The sequence below is a fragment of the Paenibacillus sp. FSL W8-0439 genome (genome assembly GCF_038008995.1).
Classification (GTDB): Bacteria; Bacillota; Bacilli; order Paenibacillales; family Paenibacillaceae; genus Paenibacillus; species Paenibacillus polymyxa.
Window position 1 is genome coordinate 4139343 of record NZ_JBBPAK010000001.1, and the last position, 24831, is coordinate 4164173.

20 protein-coding genes and 1 pseudogene are annotated in these 24831 nt (G+C 43.9%); 4 read left to right on the forward strand and 17 right to left on the reverse strand.

All coding sequences use genetic code 11. From position 1 onward, the window contains the following. Window positions 1-37: 37 nt before the first annotated feature. Window positions 38-682, reverse strand: a complete 645-nt coding sequence (locus tag MKX36_RS17775; RefSeq protein WP_257126173.1) for a hypothetical protein — start codon at window positions 680-682, stop codon at window positions 38-40. Between the two features lie 85 nt (window positions 683-767). Further along, a complete protein-coding gene (locus tag MKX36_RS17780; protein ID WP_016821824.1) occupies window positions 768-1805 on the reverse strand; it encodes a LacI family DNA-binding transcriptional regulator in 1038 nt (345 codons plus the stop codon). Window positions 1806-2146: 341 nt separating this feature from the next. On the opposite strand from MKX36_RS17780, the gene MKX36_RS17785 reads away from it, so the two are divergent. Then, complete coding sequence (locus MKX36_RS17785) at window positions 2147-3199, forward strand: 2,3-butanediol dehydrogenase (protein WP_016821825.1); 1053 nt, start codon at window positions 2147-2149, stop codon at window positions 3197-3199. Between the two features lie 169 nt (window positions 3200-3368). On the opposite strand, the gene MKX36_RS17790 is transcribed toward MKX36_RS17785, so the two are convergent. Further along, on the reverse strand, window positions 3369-5363 hold the full coding sequence (locus MKX36_RS17790; protein ID WP_340865232.1) for an AraC family transcriptional regulator: 1995 nt from the start codon (window positions 5361-5363) through the stop codon (window positions 3369-3371). Window positions 5364-5695: 332 nt separating this feature from the next. Here MKX36_RS17790 and MKX36_RS17795 point away from each other — a divergent pair, with 332 nt between their 5' ends. Both MKX36_RS17795 and MKX36_RS17800 read left to right on the forward strand, forming a co-directional pair. Next, window positions 5696-7039 carry an amino acid permease gene (locus MKX36_RS17795; protein ID WP_016821827.1) on the forward strand — a complete coding sequence of 448 codons (1344 nt, stop codon included), beginning with the start codon at window positions 5696-5698 and terminating at the stop codon, window positions 7037-7039. A 7-nt stretch (window positions 7040-7046) separates the two neighbouring features. Then, window positions 7047-8216 (forward strand): VanZ family protein, encoded by a 1170-nt coding sequence (locus tag MKX36_RS17800; RefSeq protein ID WP_016821828.1) that lies wholly within the window; start codon window positions 7047-7049, stop codon window positions 8214-8216. 114 nt (window positions 8217-8330) lie between these two features. Here MKX36_RS17800 and MKX36_RS17805 read toward each other — a convergent pair whose 3' ends face one another. From MKX36_RS17805 to MKX36_RS17865, 13 genes are all read right to left on the reverse strand, one after another. Then, window positions 8331-8984: a nitroreductase family protein gene (locus MKX36_RS17805; RefSeq protein ID WP_016821829.1), complete on the reverse strand. Its 654-nt coding sequence runs from the start codon at window positions 8982-8984 to the stop codon at window positions 8331-8333. A 50-nt stretch (window positions 8985-9034) separates the two neighbouring features. Next, window positions 9035-9427: a MarR family winged helix-turn-helix transcriptional regulator gene (locus MKX36_RS17810; protein WP_026065410.1), complete on the reverse strand. Its 393-nt coding sequence runs from the start codon at window positions 9425-9427 to the stop codon at window positions 9035-9037. Between the two features lie 283 nt (window positions 9428-9710). Next, a complete protein-coding gene (gdhA, locus tag MKX36_RS17815; protein ID WP_250247741.1) occupies window positions 9711-11087 on the reverse strand; it encodes an NADP-specific glutamate dehydrogenase in 1377 nt (458 codons plus the stop codon). Window positions 11088-11505: 418 nt separating this feature from the next. Next, window positions 11506-12897 carry a threonine synthase gene (thrC, locus tag MKX36_RS17820; RefSeq protein ID WP_340865234.1) on the reverse strand — a complete coding sequence of 464 codons (1392 nt, stop codon included), beginning with the start codon at window positions 12895-12897 and terminating at the stop codon, window positions 11506-11508. Window positions 12898-13112: 215 nt separating this feature from the next. Next, window positions 13113-14456 (reverse strand): TldD/PmbA family protein, encoded by a 1344-nt coding sequence (locus MKX36_RS17825; RefSeq protein WP_340865235.1) that lies wholly within the window; start codon window positions 14454-14456, stop codon window positions 13113-13115. 3 nt (window positions 14457-14459) lie between these two features. Then, on the reverse strand, window positions 14460-15854 hold the full coding sequence (locus tag MKX36_RS17830; RefSeq protein WP_340865236.1) for a TldD/PmbA family protein: 1395 nt from the start codon (window positions 15852-15854) through the stop codon (window positions 14460-14462). A gap of 406 nt (window positions 15855-16260) precedes the next feature. Then, window positions 16261-16566, reverse strand: coding sequence for a hypothetical protein (locus MKX36_RS17835; protein ID WP_340865237.1), 306 nt, complete (start codon window positions 16564-16566; stop codon window positions 16261-16263). Window positions 16567-16787: 221 nt separating this feature from the next. Next, on the reverse strand, window positions 16788-16976 hold the full coding sequence (locus tag MKX36_RS17840; protein ID WP_340865238.1) for a hypothetical protein: 189 nt from the start codon (window positions 16974-16976) through the stop codon (window positions 16788-16790). Between the two features lie 351 nt (window positions 16977-17327). Continuing rightward, window positions 17328-17591 (reverse strand): hypothetical protein, encoded by a 264-nt coding sequence (locus MKX36_RS17845; protein WP_340865239.1) that lies wholly within the window; start codon window positions 17589-17591, stop codon window positions 17328-17330. A gap of 242 nt (window positions 17592-17833) precedes the next feature. Then, on the reverse strand, window positions 17834-18121 hold the full coding sequence (locus MKX36_RS17850) for a hypothetical protein (protein WP_340865240.1): 288 nt from the start codon (window positions 18119-18121) through the stop codon (window positions 17834-17836). Between the two features lie 174 nt (window positions 18122-18295). Beyond that, window positions 18296-19399: a hypothetical protein gene (locus MKX36_RS17855; RefSeq protein ID WP_340865241.1), complete on the reverse strand. Its 1104-nt coding sequence runs from the start codon at window positions 19397-19399 to the stop codon at window positions 18296-18298. Then, window positions 19392-20858 carry a DUF5677 domain-containing protein gene (locus MKX36_RS17860; RefSeq protein ID WP_340865242.1) on the reverse strand — a complete coding sequence of 489 codons (1467 nt, stop codon included), beginning with the start codon at window positions 20856-20858 and terminating at the stop codon, window positions 19392-19394. The genes MKX36_RS17855 and MKX36_RS17860 overlap by 8 nt, the downstream gene beginning before the upstream one ends. 618 nt (window positions 20859-21476) lie before the next feature. Next, the gene (locus MKX36_RS17865; RefSeq protein WP_340865243.1) at window positions 21477-23717 is read right to left on the reverse strand and encodes a carbohydrate binding domain-containing protein; all 2241 of its coding nucleotides are present in this window, start codon (window positions 23715-23717) and stop codon (window positions 21477-21479) included. 200 nt (window positions 23718-23917) lie between these two features. Between MKX36_RS17865 and MKX36_RS17870 the strand changes: the two are divergent. Further along, window positions 23918-24169: pseudogene (locus MKX36_RS17870) on the forward strand (phenolic acid decarboxylase); the annotation flags it as partial. A gap of 179 nt (window positions 24170-24348) precedes the next feature. Here MKX36_RS17870 and MKX36_RS17875 read toward each other — a convergent pair. After that, complete coding sequence (locus MKX36_RS17875) at window positions 24349-24516, reverse strand: hypothetical protein (protein WP_017426816.1); 168 nt, start codon at window positions 24514-24516, stop codon at window positions 24349-24351. Window positions 24517-24831: the final 315 nt, after the last annotated feature.

Consider the following 24831-nt stretch of genomic DNA (forward strand, 5'->3'; position numbering starts at 1 on the left):
TATATACTTCGAGGCAAAGCTCATCACTCATTCAGCATCAGTACGGATTATCCAGCTTGGCGAACAGAGCACGAATAACATCCTTCTCTGCCGTAGTAAGCTGTTGTCCTGCCTGCCATTGTTGAATCTCTTTCTTGACTTCCTTCGGGTCTCTATAGCTGAGAGCATACCCGATGCCCCCTATACCTTGTACGCGGTTGGTTTTGTCCATATTTGCCAATGCTCGGATCATCGTAGTTTTGTCCCTTGTAAACAAATCTTCCATAAGATTATCGTATTCTTCAGTTAGCGCTCCATCCAAGCCAGCAGTGCCCTTGATCACATTCGGGAAACTTTCCGAAGGAACCAAAGCGCGCTGTTTATAGAGATAATCAATGATTTCCATGCTTTGATGTTCACTAATTTCGTTCATCTTCCCCCAATGGATACCTGCCAAATGGTCCGTAATATGACGTACTTTTGCTTCATCACTGAGGGATGAATCCTTATAAAAGGACAGTACAAGTTCCTCTTTACTTTGCTGGGTATGCTGCGTACTGGTTGCACTGGCCGCACTTTGCTTGGGCTCCTCATTGCTTGCTCCAGACGGCGACGCAGGGTCAGCATGGGGAGTACATCCTAGGATTACAGCCAGCAATAATGTAGTACAAGCTCCAGAAACGAACACGCTACCTTTTGACATGAATCCACTCTCCTATCCATATCTATTACGCCTGCAGCCATTCATCCATGGTTATAACGGAATAGGGTTCAGAGCTAGACTTACTTTACTCGTCATGCCCAACCGTAGGCTTACGGATCACGGAGACGCTGGATTCCCTGACAATCAGGCGAGGCTCAAACTGTATACGCTCATAATCCCCCACGGTCTGTTCCTGAATTCGCTTAAGCAGCAGTTCCGCAGCCAGGCGTGCCACCTCTTCCCCCATGATAGAAACTGAGCTGATCTGCGGGGTCGTTACCGTAGCCCACAAATTGTTATCAATACCGACCACTGCAACCTCTTGCGGTACTTTTACACCCAAATCCTTAAAGCGGTTTACGATTCCTATGGCCACCATATCATTAACTGCATAAATCGCATCCGGCATATTTTTCAAGCTGTAAAAATAATCGGCTGCCCGTAGCCCGGTCTCGAAGGAAAAGTCATCGCCAAAATACACCAGTGAAGGGTCCACATGCTGGAGAGACTGCTCATAAGCAAAGTATCTCTCTTCGATTTTGTCCTTCGCCGCACCTGCATAAGCAATTCTCGTTCTTCCAATTTTAAGCAAATGCTCCATCACAAGTCTTCCCTCTTGCCGGGCCAGACTGACGATATCCGCTTTGACGTCTTCACCCAGCTTCTTGCCATAGTTAATAATAGACACGGGAACGTTCGCTTTGTTAATCAGATCAACCAACATTTTGGGATACGCCAGCGGCATAATGATGAGCCCGTCTACATGCAGCTTCTTAACCTCACGCACCGTTTCAAGCTCCATCCTGGCATTCCCGGCCGTATTGATCTGCACGACACGATAACCGTGCTGCTTGGCGGCCTGTTCTACGGACCAAGCAATCTCTGGAATGATTGCGTTACGGATATCTGGTACAGCCAGCGCAATTTGGCGTGTCTGCCGCACCTTTAGACTCTGAGCTGAAGTGTTAGGCGTAAAGCCCATTTCTTCAATCACTTGCAAAATAAATGCCTTTGTTTTGGGGCTGATGCCCTCGCTATCGTTAATAGCCCTGGAGACAGTTGCAATACCGACCCCTGCCCGCTTGGCTACATCCTCTATGGTTACTTTCTTTTGCTCTGACACACCCAAAATCCTTTCACGCTCGGAATCGTTTTCTCTCTATGAACATAAACTCTCTAATATAGATATTATACCACAGAATGGGTCTCTAAAAATTGAATTCGTTTTCTTCTAGTCTCTTCCTCGCCTGAATAATTCGTAAAAACTCTTTTGTACAGAGCAGTAAGTCAAATATAGCGCCATAGTCACAAGTGATTATATTCACAAAAAAATCAAGTGCTTTTTGCATTAATTTGGTTTGACAATGTGTAAAAATTGTGACATATTATTTTTCGGAAACGTTTCCTTATTCATTCACTTTTATAGCGGCAATGATCATATATTCATCAAGGAGATGACAAGACATGCAAGCATTGAGATGGCATGGAGTAAAAGATTTACGTTTGGAAAACATTGAGCAACCCGCTGCTCTTCCGGGAAAAGTAAAAATTAAAGTGGAATGGTGTGGCATTTGCGGAAGTGATCTTCACGAATATGTAGCAGGACCGATCTTCATTCCTGAAAACGCTCAGCATCCACTGACTGGCGAAAAAGCTCCGATTGTGATGGGACATGAATTTTCTGGACAAGTCGTTGAAATTGGTGAAGGTGTAACCAAGATTCAGGTTGGCGACCGTGTAGTCGTAGAACCGGTTTTTGCATGTGGAGAATGTGATGCATGTAGACAAGGCAAATATAACCTTTGCGATAAAATGGGCTTCCTCGGTTTGGCAGGCGGCGGCGGTGGATTTTCTGAATATGTCGCAGCTGACGAGCACATGGTTCACAAAATTCCAGAAAGCGTATCCTTCGAGCAAGGCGCTTTGGTAGAGCCTTCGGCCGTTGCTTTGTATGCTGTACGTCAAAGCCAACTGAAAGTCGGCGACAAAGCTGTCGTATTTGGCGCTGGTCCTATCGGATTGCTGGTTATTGAAGCGTTGAAAGCTTCGGGCGCCTCTGAGATTTATGCAGTAGAACTTTCCGAAGAGCGTAAAGCTAAAGCTGAAGAGCTGGGTGCTATTGTGCTTGATCCTAAGACTTACGATGTTGTGGAAGAGCTGCACAAACGGACTAACGGTGGCGTAGATGTAGCCTATGAAGTCACTGGAGTACCTCCTGTGCTGACTCAAGCGATTGAATCCACTAAAATTAGCGGACAAATCATGATCGTCAGCATTTTTGAAAAAGAAGCTCCAATCAAACCGAACAATATCGTTATGAAGGAACGCAATCTGACTGGTATTATCGGCTACCGCGATGTATTCCCGGCTGTCATCAGCTTGATGGAAAAAGGGTATTTCCCTGCTGACAAGCTTGTGACCAAACGTATTAAGCTCGAAGAAGTGATCGAGCAAGGTTTTGAAGGTCTCCTGAAAGAGAAAAATCAGGTTAAAATCCTGGTATCTCCGAAAGCCTAATATCGAAAAAAACAGATGTCTGCCCTGTGCAGGCATCTTTTATTATAAAACCAGGTTGCACGGCAAGCGTCCATGTAAATGAAAAGACAAAACAGCGCTCTCCTACTATGGTCTCTGCCGTGAAGTAAGAATAGCGCTGTTTTATTATAATCTAGATGATTGAGTTGCATTATTTCATTACATTTTTCAGAACATCATCAATCATCTGACTGTTTGCGATTGTACCTGTATACAGCCAGCTGGAATCCTTGCCAAAGTCGTATACATGGCCTTCTTTGACTGCCGGAATTCCTGCCCAGACTGGATCTTTAATAATCTCATCCTTGCTCACATTTTTGCTGTTCACGATAAAGATATAATCAGCGTTCAGCTCAGCCAATTTTTCCAGCGATAAGTTGCTCCAGTTCGCCTTGGCCGTTTTGGAAATTTCCTGTACGACCTGTGGAATCTTGAATCCCAAATCCTTGTACAATACATCACCGCTGGATAAATTCTGGTTCACCACATATACGTTTTTATCCGTTACCCACAATGCCGCAGCCGTTTTTTGTCCTACCGTCTGACTTAGCTTGGCTTTCGCCTCTGCTGCTTTTTTGTCGTAATTGCTTAATGCCTGCTTCGCTTCACTGCTCTTATTCAGCACCTCACCCACGGTCAGCAGCTCTTGGCGCCAATCATTATTCATATTACTGCCTACAACATAGGTTGGAGCAATTTTGGAGTATTGATCATATTTGTCGCCTTCCACCATGCTCGCACTGTCCATAATGATCAAGTCAGGCTTGAAATTCAGAACCGCCTCGAACGGAAGATCTGAAGCGATGGCAGGAACATCTTTCAGTTCTTTTTGCAGGTAAGCTTGAACTGAATTTTTACCCACCGACCATTGGGCTACCGGTTTAACATCCAACGCCACCAGATGATCCTCCAGATAAGAAGCGAGCACACGCTGAGGCTGAGCCGGAACCTTCACCTCATGCCCAAGTGCATCCTTCAGTACCCTTTCCTGTGATGCTGGTTCTGCTGATGTATTATTGTTCCCTTGCGAAGCGCCATCGGTTGCCGTAGGACTGGATGTGCCTGAGCACGCGCTCAGCAGCAAGGTAAAACTAAGCAATACAATAAATGCCATGGAATGCTTTGTGTTTCTATTCATTTGTAAAATCCCTTCGTCATGGTTTTGATAATGATTATTATCCTCAATACCAGTATGCAGGGCACCACCTGTTGAATCAATGGAACATTCAGACAGGCTTGATGGATTATCCAGACGCATATCACTAACAAAAGCAGATGAATATAAGCTGTCCCGATAATGAACCGGGGATACGCCAGTATATTTTTTGAATGCCCGGCTAAAGAAATAGACATCTGAATACCCCACACTCGCAGCAATATCCTGCAAAGTAGCATCCGTCTTCCGCAAAAGCTCCTTCGCCTTGTCCATCCGTAATTGAATCAAGTACGTAATCGGGCTACTATCCGTTTGTTTTTTAAATAACCGGGTCAGGTGTCGCGGACTACATTCCAATAATCCGGCCAAACGTTCCAGCGTGATGGACTCCGCATAATGAGCCTGCATAAATCGAATTGCCTGTGCCACGACATCCCGCGTGGAGGTCCGAGCCTGCGGTTCCTGCGATTGGCGCATACATTCATATGCAAAATCATAGAACCGACCCTGCGCCTGAACTTTGGATAACGCCTCTTGATCCTGCCATGTGTTCGCCAGTAGCTGCAGCTTTTGATATAGTATAGCCGGATAGGGCGGTATGAAACCATAAGCTGCCGAAGGTTGATGATAAACTGTGCGTCCTGATAAAGAAGTTGCTTTATATAGTACAAGAATATATTCGATCCCGCATGATGAAGGCTTGATATTCAGGTCAAAACCTTTGCTGCCATGCAGTACATAGCCTGAATGGGATGCATCCTTCCAATCATCAGCCAAGCGCACGCTACCCTGTAGCATAAACACAAAAGCATGCGCTGGGAGACGATATAATTGAACCAGCTCTTCCGCTTCCAATCGAATGTGCCGGACATCCATGACACGGATCGACGAATGAAGCCATACGGACAGCAGCTTGTTCAGTTCATCAGCTTCATGCCCCTTGCTCATCCCGGATTGAGAATCTGTCTGCTTTTGCCGATCCTGCTTCACGTATCAAAGCCTCCGCTTCATAAATTCATACTTTTTTCCAAACCAACCTCATTATATATCATCCTTTACTTTGGCTACCATGAAACAATTATTCCCGCGCGAAACAAGGTGAATATAACATAAAGACAGAATGATATCGATATTACAACAATCGTCAACAATATCATTCTGCCTCTGTTTCTACATTTTTTCCTCTATCTATTTTAATCTCCCTACCAGATCCTATTTCTTTCATTTCCTAATTGGATATTTTCATGTAGTATAAGTCTAATTGAAGTAACCCTGCTTGGGCTATGCTGAAGCTGTACACTATGATGAAGGAGGATTTCATATTGAAATCAAATGAAGCAACTTTACACAAAAAGCTTCGACCACGGCATATTACCTTTATGGCTATGGGTGGAGTCATCGGGACGGGTATTTTTAAGGGTAGCACCGAAACGATTAGCTTGGCAGGACCTGGAGTTATTTTATCCTATGTCTTCGCAGGACTGCTGCTCTTGGTCGTTATGGGTGCGATTGCCGAGATGGCTACCGTCTACCCCAACATGAATATGAAGGATTTTATTCGCAAGGCTTTTGGAGAACGACTTTCTTTTATTATCGGCTGGTTGTATTGCTTCATGTGGCTGGCTGTTTGTGTCATTGAGGTCATTGCCGCGGGAAGCTTCCTGCAATATTGGCTGCCAGATGTCCCTCTATGGCTCCTCAGTTTAGCGAGTGCGGCTTTCATTATTGTCGTCAACATGCTGAGTGTCGGCGGTTTAGGGGAGCTGGAGTTTTGGCTGGCAGGCATTAAAATTGCCATGATTATTATCTTCATTGCCTTGGGTGGCTGTATACTGTTTGGGATTATCCCCACTGAAACTCCACCTTATTTAAGCAACTACGCTCAGCACGGCGGGTTTTTCCCCAATGGCTGGCTGGCAATCTTTTCGGCATTGCTGGTCGTTACCTTTTCTTACGGAGGTTCTGAGCTGATCGGATTGACGTTGACGGAGACTGAAAATCCAGAAAAGGTACTGCCTAAAGTGGTTAAAAGCTTTATTCTTCGCGTTGTTTTGTTCTATACGCTGCCTATTCTCATTATTTGTGGCTTGATTCCCTGGAACCAACTGGATGCAAGTACCAGCCCGTTTGTACAGGTATTGTCTTCTGTAGGGCTTCAAGGCTCAGCTCATGTCATGAACTTTATTCTGATCACTGCTGTACTGTCAGCCGCCAATTCGGGAATTTACGGGGCTACACGCATGCTCCATTCGCTGGCGATTAATGGAGAAGGTCCCAAGTCACTCGCTCGCCTGTCTTCAAATGGAGTTCCGGTGAACAGTCTCAAACTGTGCGCGGTCATCCTGATTGTTGGCTCCATGGTCGCATACGTCGCTCAGGACGGGCTGTTCCGTATTTTAATGGCTGTACCTGGCTTTGTCGTGCTGCTCGTCTGGAGCTGCATCTGCCTGTCCCAATTGAAACTGCGCAAATCTTATCCAGTGGAGCCTACCTTCAAGATATGGGGATTCCCTTATGTGACGGCGGTTACGGTCGGATGCCTATGGGTCATTGCCTTCCTGTTCTTGATTGACCCGCAAAATCGGATTAGCATCAGCGTATGCGTGGCTTTCATGGCATTTTTGGTCATCTGGTCTTTGGTGAAGTTCCGGAGAAAGCAGGCTTAAACAGCTCATGATTCAATCTTATCTGTTTCCCGTTTCATATGCTTTTCTGGCCTTCCCTGTTGCTGCGTTATTGTTTACACTTCCGTTCCTTATCGTGCAATATCGCAGACATGGCTATATTCACAAGGCTAGAGCGTGGCTGCTTTACTTGATGCTTTTATACTTGATGAACGCCTTCTTTTTAGTCATACTACCGCTTCCGGCATCGCGTCATAATGCAGCTTTGGCCGGGGGAGCTTTGCAGTGGATGCCCTTGCAGTTCGTGCAAGACATCATAAGAGAAACATCCGTTTCACCTGCTCATCCTTCCAGTTATTTGCATCTGCTGAAGGAGCGTGCTTTTCTGCAAGTGGTTTTTAACGTAATGATGACCATGCCTTTCGGTATGTTCTTACGTTATTACTTCCGTGCACGATGGGGCTGGTGCCTGATTCTGTCCTTCGCCTTGTCTCTCTTCTTTGAGGTGACACAGCTGACAGGATTGTATGGATTTTTTGACCATGCGTATCGTGTATTTGACGTGGACGATCTGATGGCCAATACTTTGGGCGGTATGCTGGGCTTTCTGCTCGGCGAATGGTTTTCACGCTTTCTTCCCCGCTTGGAGCATCTGGACAAGCATGTGGACATTACAACCAAACGGGTGTCCTATACGAGACGAGGAGTAGCCTTCTTAGTGGATTCTATCCTTTGGACAGGGTTACTCGGCATGATGGAGTCCCTGCATGTATCTGCTGCTTTCTGGATTTCCAGCGGGATATACTTTATGGTGGTTCCTTACCTGACGAATGGACGGACTCCAGGGAAATGGCTGGTACGTATTCATCTTACAGGGAGAGGAAAACGAGTTTCCCTGTGGGAGCTCATCAAGCGGTACAGTCTCTTGTACTGGTTGTATTTTGGACTGAATTACGTACTGGGTGGACCTGTGCTGCGGTCTCAAGTGTCCCCTTGGGTAAGTGTGCTGATCGGTCTTGTGCTATTGGTGTTGAACGGATGGTTCTTTCTCCATCTGGTCATACGCCTGTTCAAGAAAGCACCGTTATTTTATGAGGAGCTTAGCCATACTTCTCACCAGATTATATGGCCCAAGCGCGATCATCCACCTCAGAATGACACTGCTGACTATGGACAGACGTCGGGAGCGAATATAGGTCAAGGATCACCCGAAGACTAAAGGACGTCATCAATTCCCGAATCAGCGTTACATCCGGCAAACTAAAAACAGGCGGAGCAAAGGAATGTCCTTTGCTCCGCCTGTTTTTTATGTTGCGTATAGATATAACTCAACTTATTTCCACTGTGCAATTTGATCAATCGGCAAACGTGTGGACGGGTGCCCCTCGTTGATTCCTTTACCCATCGAAATGAGCATAACAGGAACATAACGATCTTTGTCCATACCAAAGGCCTCGGCAATTTGATCCTTTTCATAACCACCGATAGCGTTGGTATCGTAGCCATGAGCGCGTGCCACCAGCATAAGCTGCATAGATACCAAACCACCGTCGATCAGAACTGTTTCTCTGTTCACAACGGGATCAAGGGCAGCAAAATGGGCTGTTACTTTTTCCTGTTGCATTTCTTTAATGTCTTGTGGCATATAGCCCAGTTCTACTGCTTCTCCGAAGATTTGTTCGAAATTATCAAAGTTGTTCAGATCCCCAAACACAGCGATCACGGCCGAAGAGGTCTCCACTTGACGTTGGTTGAAACGAGCCAATGGTGCCAGGGTTGCTTTACCTTCCGGGCTGTCAATCACAAGGAAACGCCAAGGTTGCAGATTAATGGATGATGGTGCACGTGTAGCTTCCGTCAAAATCTCAGTCATTTCCTCGCGGCTGATCTTCACGGACGGATCGTATACTTTTACCGAACGGCGTCCCAATGCGATTTCTTTAAAATCATTCGTTTTTACAATATTGGATGTATTCGTATTACTCATTCCAATCTCTCCTTTGTTCCTCTGTGGGTAAATGTAAAATTACAATGTTGTCAGTCCATACTGGATATATGACTATTCATCACTTGCAGCATATCAGCTAGCTGCTGCCGCTGGGTCTCGTCGAAGCTCTGTAGCAGCTGAGCTACAAACTGCGAGCGCTCCTGCTTAAAGATGACAATACGCGCACGCCCATAATCGGTTAGGCTTACCAAGGTAACCCTGTTGTCCTCTGGCTTCGTGCGTCGTGTGACCATTCCTGTCGCTTCCAGTTGCTTCAAATGACGCGTAACGGCTGCAGCGTCAATGCCAACCTCTTTTTGCAGCAGCGTTTGACTAATCTCCTCCACTTGATACAGCTTGCATAATAGCTGCAATCTGGATGCGCTGACTCCTGCACACCGCTCGAACTTGGAGCTAATCTGCTTGTTCAGTAGCAGCAGCATATCAAAAATATACTCAGCCTCGGATGGTGTCTGGGTGATATCAATCTCTCCTCCCTTTAGCATATCGCTGGGCCTCGTGATCCAACCTTTGATCCATCAATTATTGATCTATCAAGTAATATACATCCTCTTTAGCAATAAATCAAGTCCCTGAGAAAAATAAAGTGCCTCATGCCAAATAAAAGCTGAGCGACTCACACGGAGCCGCTCAGCTTCAATTTTGCTTTTATTAGCTAGGTTGTTTAATCATTGTACAATAGAGATAAGGAATTGTGGCGTTGAGTTAGATAATCCCGTGAGACAGCATAGCATCAGCCACACGCACAAATCCGGCGATGTTCGCTCCGACCACCAGATTGCCTGGCACGCCGTATTCCTCAGCCGCCTTCACGCTGTTAGCATAGATATTTTTCATAATATCATGCAGCTTGGCATCCACTTCCTCAAAGGTCCATGACAGGCGCATGCTGTTCTGCGACATTTCGAGCGCCGAAACCGCTACTCCACCTGCATTGGCAGCTTTGGCTGGTCCAAACAGAACTCCGTTCTCCAAAAATACTTCAATGGCCTGTAGCGAGGACGGCATATTGGCACCTTCACCGATCGCTTTTACGCCATTGCTTACCAGCAACTGTGCTGCTTGCTCGTCGATTTCATTCTGTGTCGCACATGGCAGTGCGATGTCGCATGGGATTGACCATATTCCCGAGCAGCCTTCTGTATAGATTGCGCCTGGACGCTCTTTCGTATACTCGCTAATTCGCAGACGATTCACTTCTTTAAGCTGCTTCACCAGCTTGAGATCAATACCGTCTGGATCATAGACATAACCATTCGAGTCACTACATGCCACGACTGTAGCACCGAGTTGCTGTGCTTTTTCAATCGCATAAATGGATACGTTGCCCGAGCCCGACACAACAACACGTTGTCCTTCAAAGGACAAACCTTGAGCTTGCAGCATCTCGTTTACAAAATACACACAACCGTATCCAGTCGCTTCTGTTCGTGTGAGACTACCTCCGTAATGAATCCCTTTACCCGTCAGGACGCCACCTTCATGTCCTCCGCGAATCCGCTTGTATTGCCCGAACATGTATCCGATCTCACGGCCACCTACACCAATATCCCCTGCCGGAACGTCGGCATCTGGGCCGATATATTTATACAGCTCCGTCATGAAGCTTTGTGTAAAACGCATCACTTCGTTATCTGATTTACCTTTGGGGTCAAAATCCGAACCGCCTTTGCCACCACCGATTGGAAGACCCGTCAACGCATTTTTGAAAATTTGCTCAAAGCCCAAAAATTTGACGATACCCAGGTACACAGATGGATGGAAGCGAAGTCCACCTTTATAAGGACCAATCGCACTGTTAAACTGTACGCGGAAGCCACGGTTGACCTGTACATTGCCTGCATCGTCTACCCAAGGTACACGGAAGGTAATGACACGTTCTGGCTCCACCAGCCGTTCCAAAAGCCCCTGCTGCATATACTTAGGATGCTTAGCCAATACCGGAATTAGCGAATCCAAAATTTCTTTGACGGCCTGATGGAATTCATTCTCATGAGGATTGCGCGCGATAACCTTCTCAAAAACGGACTGCACATATTCGGCTGCTGCTTGTTGACTCTGCTCTGGACGGATCATGGTCATTATTTAATACACCCCTTTTATAATTAGCCCCTCTGTTAAATGACGGAATGACTTTTATTCTGCACCTTCGAGAGTGGAACTTTATGTATTCATAAAATTTAGTTAACTATACATGATTTTTTATATAAATACATCCAATTTCCCTATAAAAGATTTTTGTATCCTTCATTAAATAACTCTATGAACCTACCACTGCCTGTTATATTCCTAAAGCCAAATCCCTTGATTTACGGGCTTTTTTCACGATTTCTAAGGCCCTAACACCTTACTCTATGTGGCATTATAATGTGAACAAATTGAAACTAAAACATACATCATATCTGGAAAATATGGATATAAAAAAGGAGGCTAGCGCCCAGGGCGCAGCCTCTTTCCCATCCGTAAGAATGTAACAACTCACCATTACGGAAATATTCTGTTACACATAAAAGGCTTCAAGCTGACGCACAATTTCGGCCTCGTCATGCTCTACCACCTGCTGGTGTTGCGGCTTGGAGAACAATTCTTCAATTTGCGTCGGGAACTCTTGCTTAATGTCCACCAGACGGATCGCCTCATCGAATTTGGCCGGATGTGCTGTCGCAAAGGTCACACAGACTTCGTCCGCGCCATTACACGCCTCATACGCGGCAATACCGCAAGCCGTATGCGGATCGAGCAAATAATCGTATTCGGCTTTGTATTTTTTGATCAGCTCCAGACACTGCTCATTCGAAGCACCCAGCGCTTCGAAATCCTGCTGCACGCGCTGCAAGTCCTCTGCCCCGATCACAATCCGTCCCTCGGTTTTGAGGTTATCCATGTATTCAGATACCTTGGCCGCATCCTCCCCGAGGAAGTAGTATAGGTATCTTTCGAAATTACTTGCCACCTGAATGTCCATGGAAGGACTGTATGTGCTTTTGAAATCACCCGGCTGGTATTCGCCAGTCTTCACGAAGCGCTCTAAAATATTATTTTCGTTCGTGGCAATGATCAGCTTGTGGATGGGCAGACCCATTTTCTTCGCAAGAAAGCCGGAAAAGATATTGCCAAAGTTGCCGGATGGCACGCTGACATTGATTTTCTTCGTACCCGCAGACTCCTGCGCCCGGAAATAAGCATAGAAGTAATATACCGTCTGCGCCAAAATACGCACAAAGTTAATCGAGTTAATCGCCCGCAGATGATGTGTGGCTTTGAAATCCAGATCGGCAAACAGGTCCTTAATTACTTTTTGACAATCGTCAAAGTTCCCTTTTACTGATAGATTCAGCACGTTCTCATCGTCTACTGTCGTCATTTGCAGCTCTTGTACCTTGCTCACCTTTTGGTGCGGATGCAAAATACAGATTTTGATGCCTTCCTTGCCACGCACGCCTTGAATGGCTGCTGCTCCCGTATCGCCCGAGGTTGCACCCAAAATATGAATAATCTCATTCTGCTTTTTGGACACGTAGGAATAAAATTCACCCATAAATTGCAGCGCCACATCCTTGAACGCGAACGTAGGCCCATGGAACAGCTCCAAAATAGACAGGGAATCGTTGATCTTCTTCACTGGCGTAACTTCCGGATGACGGAAGCTTGCATAACTGCGCTCCACCAACTGCTCCAAATCCTCACGAGGAATCTCATCATTGATATACAGCGCAAAAACTTCCAGCAGCAGCTCTCTGTAGCTCAATGTAGCCCACTGCTCCAGCGTAGCTGCCGACACGGTCGGAATCTGCTCTGGCACCATTAGTCCTCCATCGTCAGCTAACCCCATGAGCACAGTATCAATAAATCCCTTGGCTTCTACGCGACCTCTAGTGCTTATATATCTCATATACATCCCCCAATAAAAATTCAATTCGAACCTTTTTTCGAATATATTATTGTCTATAATACCCTGTCGCGGTGCTGTAACCAAGCCTTTTTTTCATATTTTAAAGACTTTCTCCTACTTTACCATACCCCGATGCATCAGGCATCTGTCATTGCTAGACAATCAGAACGTCAGGAACAGGCCCTAAGTCTGAAAAAAGAAGGATGATCCAGCCATTAGGAGCCTGAAATCGAGAGTGCAGCCAGCTTCAGCGAAGGAGATGTGCAGCTTCCCGTAAAACGCAAATCGTTGCCAACTTCCTCTACCTGCTGTAAGACGTCAAAGAAGTTACCTGATACGGTAATCTGATTGACCGCTCTGACCACTTGCCCTTGCTCAATCCAGTAGCCCAGACAAGCCAGCGAAAAGTTACCAGACGCCGTATTCGTACCTGCATGCAGCCCCTGCAGTTCAACAATCATCAACCCGCGATCTGTCTTGCGAATCATGTCTTCCAATGTAGACGTGCCTGGAGACACGTACAGATTATGATACGACACTCCAATTTTACCGTTATAGCTGCCTTTGGAAGCATGAGAGGTACTCTGTACCCCGGCCTTGCGGGCCGTCTTGCGGTTATGGAAATACGTCCGCAGTTCTCCATCCTTGATAATCTCATTGCGGCGTGTCGCACTGCCTTCCGCATCAAACGTACTGCCTGCCGGAACGTTCTCCATTAGCGGATCGTCAATCAGCGTAATACGCTCGCTTGCCACCTTTTGCCCCAGTTTCCCAGCCAAGCGTGAAAAGCCTTTATCCACCGACTCCGCAGAAAATACCGACGTATAGGCAGCCAGCAATTGCGCGGCTGCATCATGACGGAAAATGACTGGATAGTTATCCGATTGGATCGTGTGCGCCCCCAGCTTGGAAACAGCCTCTTTCACGGCTCTATGCGCCACATTCGCAATATCGATCTCTTCCACGCTCCGCAGGGAGTAATCATGCCAGCCCCCGGTAACGGTCTCGCCATGATCTGCTGCAATCACATACACATAAGCGGTCGCCAGACTTTTGCGACGATGGCAATGCAGTCCTTTGGTATTTACAATCAGGACCTCATTCTCACGAACGCTGACCGAGCAATGCCGAGCCATCACAATCCGTGGGTCTGCGGCAAGCGCTGTACGCTCCATTTCCAGCGCCGCTTCGATCAGAATTTCAGGAACTGTGTCAGCCAACGCTACGGCATAGGCAGGCTGCTCAGGGTAGCTCTCAGAGCCTGCAAACAGCTCATCCTGCTCCTCGCTCTCCAATATGTCCGCGTTACTGCGTGCTTCTTCCAATAAAAAGTCGATCACATCCGGTTCCAGCTTCTCCGTAGAGGCATAGCCCATTTTCCCGTTAATAACACCACGGAAGGAAAGTCCGCCATTTTCAACGATGGTATATTGGTCAATTTCTCCCTTCAGTACCTTTACCGAGGTAGAACGTCCATTTACATAGTAGATTTCCATATCCGCATAGCCGATTTCCCGACCTTTGGCGAACAACGCTTCCTGAAATTGCTGAATATTCATCGCCTATTCCCCCTTTCGTCCGCCGACGGTCATTTCGGACACACGAATCGTCGGCTGTCCGCAGTTGACCGGAAGACTTCCACTAACCGAGCCGCACATCCCCTGACCATGATCCAGATTGTTGCCGACCATATCAATATTTTGCAGGGTTTCAATCCCTTTGCCGATTAGCGTTGCGCCTTTGACTGGCTCGGCAATTTTACCGTTGCGAATCATATACGCCTCTTCGACTGCAAAATTAAACTCGCTTGTCGAGGTATTCACCGAACCCCCGCCCAGCGATTTGGCATAGATCCCGTACTCTGTATTGGCAATGATCTCTTCACGGGTAGACTCACCATTCGCAATGAACGTATTGTTCATACGGGATGCAGGCGCGAATTTATAGGACTGTCTTCGTCCTGACCCTGTCGCAGGTACACCCATCTGGCGCGAGCCCATGCGGTCGATTAGATATCCTTTTAAAATACCGTTCTCGATCAGTACGTTGCGCTGTGCCGGCGCCCCTTCGTCATCGATATTGAGCGAGCCCCACGCATTCGGAATTGTTCCATCATCTATAGCCGTGACGAGCGGTGAAGCCACCTGCTGCCCGATTTTATTCGCAAACACGGAAGTTCCATGCGCCACCGCCGTAGATTCCAGCCCATGCCCACACGCCTCGTGGAAAAGAACGCCGCCAAAGCCATTCTCAATCACGACAGGCAGTCTGCCACTAGGCGCATATCCCGCTTTGACCATCGTGGATGCTATACGAGCAGCGTGTCTCGCATTTTCTTCGATATTCAGATTCTCCAGGAATTCAGTCCCTGCATACGCTCCCGGCCCACGGAACCCGGATTGTCTATGCTCCCCGTGAGTCGCAATCGCGCTTATTCTCATACGTGTATACGTACGGGTATCCTCCACCAGCAGCCCGTTGCTATTGGCGATTAAGACGTTCTGGACCGAGTTGCTAATCCCAACAGAGGTTTGCGTAATGGAAGGATCGTATTGGCTTGCCGCCTCATGCGCCCGTCTCATCATGTCAATCTTGGCACGTTTCTGTGAACCGTCAGGTATGATCGCAATCGGATGTTGGTTAGGGATCGCATGGGGATGAAGGGTAATGGTGTGTGTACCTGGCGCTCCACCGCCACGAATGGCCTTGGCAGCCGATTTGGCCAGTCTGATCAGACTCTGTTCGCTCATATCGCTGGTGTAGGCATACACCGAAAAATGTTCCTTCATGATCCGAATACCAATCCCAAAATCCCGGCCTGACAGCGCCGTATCCACGACGCCCCCGGTCATACCCAGTTGTCCATTGGTGCGGTCCTCGACGAACACCTCCGCAAAATCTCCGCCCGTCTCCAGCGCGGCTTGCAGCATATCCTGAATCTGTGTTGGATGTATCATCACGTTCCTCCTCGTTTTTGCCATGTTTCATATTGTACGTCTAAGCGATCAAGAACATATGCGGGTTCATGTTTATTTCCCATAACTTTACTATACATGATGTTGGGAGTGGGTGTAACTATCTGGGCAGCGGTTTGTTTTTGGGGGGTGTGAAGACTTATGCGCGGGGATGGAGGGATTGAAATGAGAAAACCCGATTAGACCGTGAAGGGTCATGTCGGGTTATTTGGGCGTTTTGATTACTGGGCGGATTGAGCAAGTACGTGCATGTAAGGCCGCTACGTGCACGGATCATTCTTCCGATCGCTGTTGCCCCCAGATTTTTTTTGATTATATTTTAGCGGTTAAAATCCGGGTTCAAAGGCAAACGCTCCGCTTCTTCAGAACGATTCCGTCCCCTCCGCTGCTACGCTTGTGTTTGCTTCATTTTGTTTGCTAAAATACTTTTTTTCAAACGGACCTTAAACAGTTCTCTTCGTAAATCCAGTTCCATGATATGAAGATGATTTGCTGCTTCTTTGACGGTTTCCATGTGCAGTACACTTGCCTTTTGAGAAATAATAGCTAGCGCATCCCAAATGAGCTTTGTGCATGTTTTAAGTCTCTCTATGTGTTCATCTTCTTGCTGTACCAAACTTTCATATTGCTCAGCCGTATTTTCAGATGGGTTTGTATGTTCCACGTTCTTTGGTATCTTGGGCTGGGTATCCAAAGTTATCATCTCCTTTTTATTCAAAGTGTAGCAAAGGATGATAACGGATGTGGTACGTAGATACGTAGCACTTGGAAGAATCAAATATTATTCTAGCTTCACAGACGATTGTGTTTATCCCCCCCACTGAAAGTCTTAAGTCTTTTGGATCTGGAATAGACTTTGTACGACCATTCTGTTTGGTATACGATCTAATTTATGTAATTGTTCCTTAGATGGCTTCAATTCATTCTTCGCTTTGAAATATTCTCGTTGCTTCGTCTTTCCATCGTATACCAGTGCTCCAAATCTTCAGCACACTTTTCCACTTTCCATACATCCTCGATGATCGTATCCTTTTCATAATCTGGAATAACGACGATACGTGGAATATAAGGGACTGGTTGTGCTGCAGAACGACTGACACCCAAGGCTACTTCCCACTTATGGATATTGGTGGCATTTTATCGAGTGTAATGTGTTTATACAGATCAACAACATACTTTTCTTGGATAAATTCTGTCCTCTGTGTACGTCCCATTGTAGGTGACTTAATCGAACGAGCATATTTCCTTCCATAAAACGAAATCAATCCAACGAAAAAATAGACACTAAAATAGAGATGTGTTTCCTGCTTATCCCCAAATTCCCCTACACTCATCCAGGCGGGCTTCATCCAATCCGGTAAAGGCTGCTGGGGCAACAAAATCCCCTTCAAGGTAGATTGTTGTTAGTGATACCTTGGGAGAGGATGATTGGCAATATGCAGTGATGCCGTTAGTTCACGATTCAAACTCGACTTTTTTGCTCTGCTCGCCATTCCGCAGGAAGATCATCGCGCATCGAACGTAAACTCTTAATTTCTTCACGGATTTGCTGCCGACGCTCCGAGTCATTCTCGCTTGGCTATGTTCGAAGGTAAGCTTGCAATGCTTTCGAGCGATGGATAGTAGCATTTGCGTCTGAGTATCGTCCAGTTCGATACCGACCAGAGAAGTTCGGTACACTTCACGTGCATCATTACAGCTATGATCAACAGCGGTCATGTAAAAACCTCCCAAGGAACAACTTTGTTGCATGTTACCTTGGGAGGCACAATTTCTCAAGTTTAAAGTTGAGTGGGATAAGAGCGGCTAGTAGATAAAAAAGAACCAAAATGTCAAATTTTTAATCTCTGACTGAAATTCCTGCGGTCTGCAAATATTCATCATATCTGTCGATAACTTGACATTCTATCAGGTTGACTATTCTTCCAATATTATATTGCTGGCTAGAAATTGTCATGTCATCAAGTTGGTGGATATGGAATATTCATTCTTGCTTCATCAACTGACGCTGTGTGAAAAATATCAATTGTTGTTCCCATATAACGAAGATAAACCATTTGTCTTGTAGCTGTTGGATGATGTATAAATCTTTCAACCCATTCTTCTTCAAAGTCAGTCTGATCTTCCCTATCACGTTGCATTGTAATTGCAATGTCATTTTTGTATACGTACCTACCGTCAGAATCATCATAAATCCAATCTCTAACATCAGATTCAGCGATAATACTCATAAATTCATCATAAGTCATTTCTTCTCCCCCCTTTCCGCATCATTCTACCAATATTTTCTTCCGAAAGAAAGTAATTGAATAGACAACTCAAACTTTGGATACTCTTACAAAGCTCATGCGTAGACAATGTGAACAAATATATATGATGTGCCCTTCACCAAGCTACTAATAGTGGCTTATTTGTTTTCTTAATTATGCAGGTAAAAATGATGAACATTCTTGTTCTATTAGCGATGCAATTTCACTGATTTGTAAATCAAAAATGCTATCACCCTTATTCCGCGACTTTTCAATCACAGAATCAATAATACGATTTTCGGAAACATGAGAATAATAATCAAGAAATGTGATGGAGGAAAAATCATAATTCCCGTACATCTTTTGAAATATATAAGCTATGGTAGTCTGTTCTAAGAGGGTAACAGCTACTTTATCTTCCGATATCATAGGATACGTAATTAATAAATAATTAAATACTACATCTGATCTAACAAAAGGTATTAATTTGTATGAAATAGCTATTAGAATAATATCCATGATTTGCATGAAAAACTGCCCTATTGCCATTAAAAAAATCTTTGCATCCCCCATCCTTTGTCTTAAAACATCAAGAGACAGAGTATCATTTAAATTCTTTTCAATTCGTTCTTGCAGAGAAATAGAGATATCACTCTTATCATTGAGGATTAATTTATCAAGTAAATCTGCTCTGATATCTTGTTCTATCTCCTTAAGGGAATGATATTTATCTAAAAATTCTTCCTCTGTTGCACAGGGGTTAACAAAAAGGCTTGAGATAAACGAGTAAGAGCTTTTCTTTAAAAAGGCCATTCGATCTTCTTGATCTTCTGAAAAGATATCATCCAAAGGTAGAACTATGAAATAGTTCAAGTACTCTGATAGGACATTTATGCAATCATTTACAACTTTGACTAAGTAATCCCTTACTCTCTTTTGTTTAATTGCACTGCTTTCGGTTAAAAAGAAAGTTCTCATTTTCGAGACAGGATCTGCAAATATACGATATTGCCCACAAGGTGTGAATTCATAGTGCCCATCATTTTTCAGATCAATATACATTGCTCCTGCAAGAAAACTACACTTATCATCTGTACGTATCTTCTTTAGAAAAAAGTCAATTATCTCATGTTTTCTACGCCAAAAAAGTGATACTTCCTCAAAGAAATACGCCAGTTCATTGTTTGTGGTTTCTTCATTCGTTAAGCAATCGACATATTTACTTATCAGGTCTAAATATTCCTTTTGAATCTTAATGACCGGCTTCAATTCAATCATCTAGACCACCATACTTATCTATAAAGAAGTCTGGAAATTCATAAAATGAAGATAACTGATTAAATAGTTTCTTCAGAACATACTCACAGTCATGTTCCACGCTTCTAAGTTTCTGCTCAAAAGTAATGTCGGGGACAGTATGATATTTATGAGAAGGATTATCGCAAAAAATCATCGCACTTTCTCTAATAGCCCCCCACAATCCATGAGTGAAGTTAGTATCATATTCATAATAAAGATCGTAAAGATCATTTTCACCAATGGCTTCAAATTTCTTTCTTACATTTTGATTATCAAATAGCCTTGTGTCCATATTAGTGAATTCTTCACCTTTATCTTCGTTAAGCAATGCTTCTAGTACAGGAAGTGCAAAGTGGTGTTTTTCGAGGTCTGGTTCAACTTCTCTAGCTTTGAGAATTACATATTTATACTTTCCTATTCCGTATTCCTTAAAAGCCTTCCAAATGTCTGGTTGGTCTTGTTCTTTTAACGACATGTATTTCAAAGTCACATACACTTCTGTAATAGTCCTTAACGCATTCCTACCTAAGATTCCATCTCCAATCTGACTTTCAATCACTTCTTTATAAATTTTCAGCGCATAAGTTGCTATACCCAAGCAGACAGAAAATTTCTCGTCCGTAAGTAGCGATTCTTTGTTATTGGCCATTAAGTAATCGATAGTATTAACGGCATCCTCTAAAAAAGACATACTTCCACCTACCTGTTCACCATAATCAATAATAAAAGTTCTACACTTTGTTAATAACCCAAGACTATGCCAAAATTGTTTTGCAAAATCTCCGTTATCTTCTCTAAACCTGAAAGCCATTTCAGATGATCTAATTAGCGGGCGATACAATCTCATTTCTGGATGGTCATGAGACAGTTTAGGATACTCAACTAATGCCTTTGTTATTTCCATCCCTCTAGAAAAATGAATACGATCAGCGAAAACGTTAAACCATAAAATTAGAAACCTAATATCTGTAGCTTCATTTGTTTGATGGAATAGATTTTTTTTAATTACATTTTGTAGGGTAATAGTTTTTTCATCTATTGATGTTTCGAAGTCTGAAAAATACTCATAAAAGAGAGCATATTTATCTGTACGGTATATTATTGTTAGAGGGGATAATACGTCTCTAGTAGCCCATTTACATATTACATCGTAGTAAGTCCTCTGTTTTTTAGGTTCTAGCTCAAAATTCTTCGATAGAACAGGAATACTCAATTCCTTATCAATCTTCGATAATTCCCCTGCAATCCTGCCAACTAAATTTAGTCCATCTTCCCTGCCGTAATGCTCTAGAATCAATGCCAACCATAAATATTCTGGTAACCACTCAATAGCCCATGGAGATAAAGAAAGCTGATCTCCTAAACTGCTATTAAATGGTGTATATAATACGCCTTTTTTGAATGAATGATCAGAGAGTTTGCTGAATTGCTTCCCCATACCTATCACATCACAATCGTATTAATTAAGTAACTTTCAACTAAATCTCTTGAATGCCATTTCAACACCCCACGACATAATATTTCGACATATAATTCCAATATCCTCCACGATAATAGGATATCTAAACCAAGCCCAGATTGAAATGTTATGTTTGCTAATACATCTTATTATAAAACGAAAAGCCCTCTCACAAAGGATTGGGCTTTTAATATAGGTAAATGTGGCTCTAAATCTAAATCACTGTGTTCTTACGAGCAACACACAGCACTCCACATGCCTTATGTATGTAAATAAAATATGTTCCCGCACTCAACCCTAAAGCTTTTTTTCGAATGCAGGAACATATACAAGTTGCTCTTAAACCCTCGTTCATCACTGCTTCCTATCTCGATATAATACTACCACGCACTCCACGTGCCTTGAGTGTACAAAAATGATGACCCTAAGGCCTGGTCGCCCCTTGGCGGAAAATCTATCGTTTTTAGATCAGAGTCTTTATGTCTTTCTTTTTTTATTTTCTACTGAAAGTGTCCCTCCTGATCCATCTGCCCCAAGGCAGTCTTGGTTTTTCTGACTTTCTGACAATCCTGTCAAACATAAAACCAGTAAAATAATTTATTGCTCAACTACCCCAAAATCATCCACATAAACATATGCTGTACCAGGATTCTTGTAAGCATACACTGTTGCCCTGGTAGCGCCTGCTCCGGTTGTAAAAGGAATGTTTACCATTGTCCAGGATGTACTGTCAGATGTAGCGGATGCATCCGTTCCTTCAAAGCCATTAACGCCAATCTGAATCCGCTCTCCTATGTCTGCCTTAACCCAGGCGGTACACATATAGCTGGTATTAGGACTTAGCCCCGTAAGTACCTGCTCGATACCATCTTCTCCGGGTCCCAATCTAACACTCTTAGAGCCGCTTCTTGGTACCGATACACTTGCAGCAGTATCTGAATATGTTGCTGCCCATGGTGAGATTATCCCTTTCTCGAAATCAGATTGCCTTACGTTATTAACATAAAGTAAGCTGACACTCTCAAAAACCGGGTCCGGAGGTGAAGAAAAATCATGCCCGGCAGTCCAGTCAGTTCCACCGAACTCATATGCTCCAATATCCGGTGCCGAACCAACATAATCATTCGTGATTCCAGATATTACAACCCCTGCATTAATAGCTGGAGAAGTAGACTGCAACCTGAAATCATATGCTGTGGGATTCACAAATAACGGATTGGTTTCTGAGGTAATATTATTTCCCTCTATATGAGTACCAGGCAGTGTAAAGGCTGTAGTAAAGATATTGTTGAAAATTCTGTCGCCGTACATATCCGACTGAAAATTACTTCCCCAATATCCTACATTTCCGTTACTGTAGGTGGTATTGTTATAAATCAGGTTAAAATTACTGGGTGTATTCAATCTTATCCCTGTATAGTTTCCCCATACAACATTATGATGCACAGTATAGCCCTTGCTACCGTTATCCAGATAGATACCAGTGCCGGAATAGTTCTTTGCCAGATTATCATGGATGTAATTATGATGAATTACCGTCCCTTGCCCATCCCAGGCAAATTCATAGAGTATTCCGCAGTCTTTTGTCAGCTTTCCTGCATTGTACAGATTATTATATTGTATCTGGCTGTTTTGGGTAGGCATAAATATCAGATAACGCCCAGCGTTATATACCGTATTATGACTGATTAGATGGTTTGCCCCCAATAGATAGATTGCCGGAATATCCGCTGCCGAATAATTTGCTTCATGAATAAGATTATTAATTACCTTATTTCCTGTTCCCTCTATACTCACCAGATTACCGGAACTGTAGGTCAAAGTACTGTCTCTAAGCTCATTATTGGTACCGGACATAAATATCCCTGTACTGTATTGTCTGGTAACATCCGAATCATGACTGACATATTCCGCAATCATACTAGAAACTTTACAGTAATTAGAATTAGACATTTTAATGCTGGAGGCAAAGATATTAATTCCGGTAATATTTATGTAAGAGCGGGAACTTAAATCAAATGCATAAGTCCGCTTCTTTGCTTCTACTGTCAAAGTATTCGGATCAACTCCACCAGGTGCCCATAAATAAAGTCTGCCAGTAATGCTGTCATAATACCATTCTCCCGCACTGTCAAGATCTTCAAGATTACCAGTAATATAATAGCTGTTACCGCCTGTCGCTGCAGTATCTATTTGATCAAAGGTAATGGAGCCGTCACTTGAGCTGGTAATGGTACTTTTATAAGATTTGTAGCCTGTTCCCGGAACACTCCAAACCGTTTTGCCAACCCAGTATCCAGGTGCCTGAGTTAAGTTTCCATCCTTGATGGTTGTAGTGGAACCGGAATCAACTGTTGCATATGTTGAATTTAAGGGATCAAGTGTTGATGAATTGGGCCATCTAGCTTCAAATTGCATTTGCTTATTAACAAATATCTGATTTTTTGTTCCAAGGGAACCCCTCATTTCCGCATAATAGATGGATCCGGAGTAATTTTTCCAGCCAGTAACCGGATCGGCACCGGATACCGTTACGTTCTCTCCTGTATAAGCCTCAAAGTTTATGGGTTTTGCAGAAGTTCCGGAAGTATGAAGTGTTACTGTTTCCCGGTATGTACCACCTCGTATGATGCAGGTATCTCCGGCTTTCATGGTATCTGCTGCCTTTTGTATGGTTTTCCATGGATTTGATAGTGTACCGGTCCCAGTGATGTCATTCCCCGTTGTAGAAACATAATATACGGAATTTGCCTTTACAGTTTCCACACCCAGATTAAAAGTAAATACATAAATCATCATAATTACAACTAAAAATCTAAAGCCTGTTCTCTTATTCATAGCTTACCTCCTGGAATGAATTCTATTTTTAGATACGGCTTCTACGCCTGGGCTTAAGTTCACTGCTAGATATGTTCTAATATAGAAATTTGTGTATATATAAGCCCTTAATTATTTAATCGACTTATACCGACTTAAAGTTTATGATTCTTTCGGCGAAGCTTCTCCGATACTGAACCCATCCAGCCATTTCATTGACCATGCATGGTATTATTTTCTTTCCGAAATGGGTGCATGAGCATCCAGAGATTAAAGTACGCTATCAAAATGATTTCATCCCTCTGATGGAAGAATCGCGTGAAAAGTATGAGACTTATCCGAAGCATGTAGTTCCTGAATTCGCATATATTACTTTCATTGAAAATGCAGGTGTGAACAACGAGAAGTTGATTGCCCAGGCACCTTACGCGGGCATGACAGATGATATTCGTGCGGGTAAGTTGCAAGCATAGTCAATCAAGACGAATTGAACTGAAAAGAGCCTGAGCCTGAGCCTGTGCCTCATAACGTAAGACAAATTAAAACACCTACCAACCTGGTCATACCCTGTCTACTTGACAGGGGTATGACCAGATTGGTAGGTGCCCAGCATCTTTTTTAAAGTTCTCTATAACCATCTAATCTCCATTGGCTATTCTTCCTTCTCTTTTTCATCATGAAGCATCATCTCTAATACAACATATACAAACTGTGCTCCGTCCTTCATGCCCTGCCAGTACAAAGCTTCATTCTCCAATGCTTGCTTGTAATGATGCTTATCCTCCCATTCCGAGAATTCAGGTCTGTTCACAATATCCATCTCAGAAAGTCTCTTCGGTTCCTCTGGGCAGGGCATTAGGATCAATATTTACGCTAATTCCCAGTCAGGTCAACAACCAGGTTCTCAATCGTACTTTTATCGCTTCCATTATTCCCCGCAAATACATACATCATTGGTATATGTTGACCTTCCCTGCATCTGTTTTATTAAAGTAATTGAACCACAGCAAGTTGATTGCACGTCACAGAAGGGAATAACCTTATTTTGTTCAACTCCAAATCCTTACGTTCAAAAATGGTATCCGATCTCGGCACTTGCGTATTACCATATTCCTTTATTAACTCATGTCACACT

Bases quoted from the DNA above. Each gene is read 5' to 3' on its own strand.
- MKX36_RS17775 (WP_257126173.1), bottom strand. From the start codon at position 682: ATGTCAAAAGGTAGCGTGTTCGTTTCTGGAGCTTGTACTACATTATTG.
- MKX36_RS17785 (WP_016821825.1), top strand. From the start codon at position 2,147: ATGCAAGCATTGAGATGGCATGGAGTAAAAGATTTACGTTTGGAAAAC.
- MKX36_RS17800 (WP_016821828.1), top strand. From the start codon at position 7,047: ATGATTCAATCTTATCTGTTTCCCGTTTCATATGCTTTTCTGGCCTTC.
- MKX36_RS17805 (WP_016821829.1), bottom strand. From the start codon at position 8,984: ATGAGTAATACGAATACATCCAATATTGTAAAAACGAATGATTTTAAA.
- MKX36_RS17810 (WP_026065410.1), bottom strand. From the start codon at position 9,427: ATGCTGCTGCTACTGAACAAGCAGATTAGCTCCAAGTTCGAGCGGTGT.
- gdhA (WP_250247741.1), bottom strand. From the start codon at position 11,087: ATGACCATGATCCGTCCAGAGCAGAGTCAACAAGCAGCAGCCGAATAT.
- thrC (WP_340865234.1), bottom strand. From the start codon at position 12,897: ATGAGATATATAAGCACTAGAGGTCGCGTAGAAGCCAAGGGATTTATT.
- MKX36_RS17825 (WP_340865235.1), bottom strand. From the start codon at position 14,456: ATGAATATTCAGCAATTTCAGGAAGCGTTGTTCGCCAAAGGTCGGGAA.
- MKX36_RS17830 (WP_340865236.1), bottom strand. From the start codon at position 15,854: ATGATACATCCAACACAGATTCAGGATATGCTGCAAGCCGCGCTGGAG.
- MKX36_RS17845 (WP_340865239.1), bottom strand. From the start codon at position 17,591: ATGACCGCTGTTGATCATAGCTGTAATGATGCACGTGAAGTGTACCGA.
- MKX36_RS17850 (WP_340865240.1), bottom strand. From the start codon at position 18,121: ATGACTTATGATGAATTTATGAGTATTATCGCTGAATCTGATGTTAGA.
- MKX36_RS17855 (WP_340865241.1), bottom strand. From the start codon at position 19,399: ATGATTGAATTGAAGCCGGTCATTAAGATTCAAAAGGAATATTTAGAC.
- MKX36_RS17860 (WP_340865242.1), bottom strand. From the start codon at position 20,858: ATGGGGAAGCAATTCAGCAAACTCTCTGATCATTCATTCAAAAAAGGC.
- MKX36_RS17865 (WP_340865243.1), bottom strand. From the start codon at position 23,717: ATGAATAAGAGAACAGGCTTTAGATTTTTAGTTGTAATTATGATGATT.
- MKX36_RS17875 (WP_017426816.1), bottom strand. From the start codon at position 24,516: ATGGATATTGTGAACAGACCTGAATTCTCGGAATGGGAGGATAAGCAT.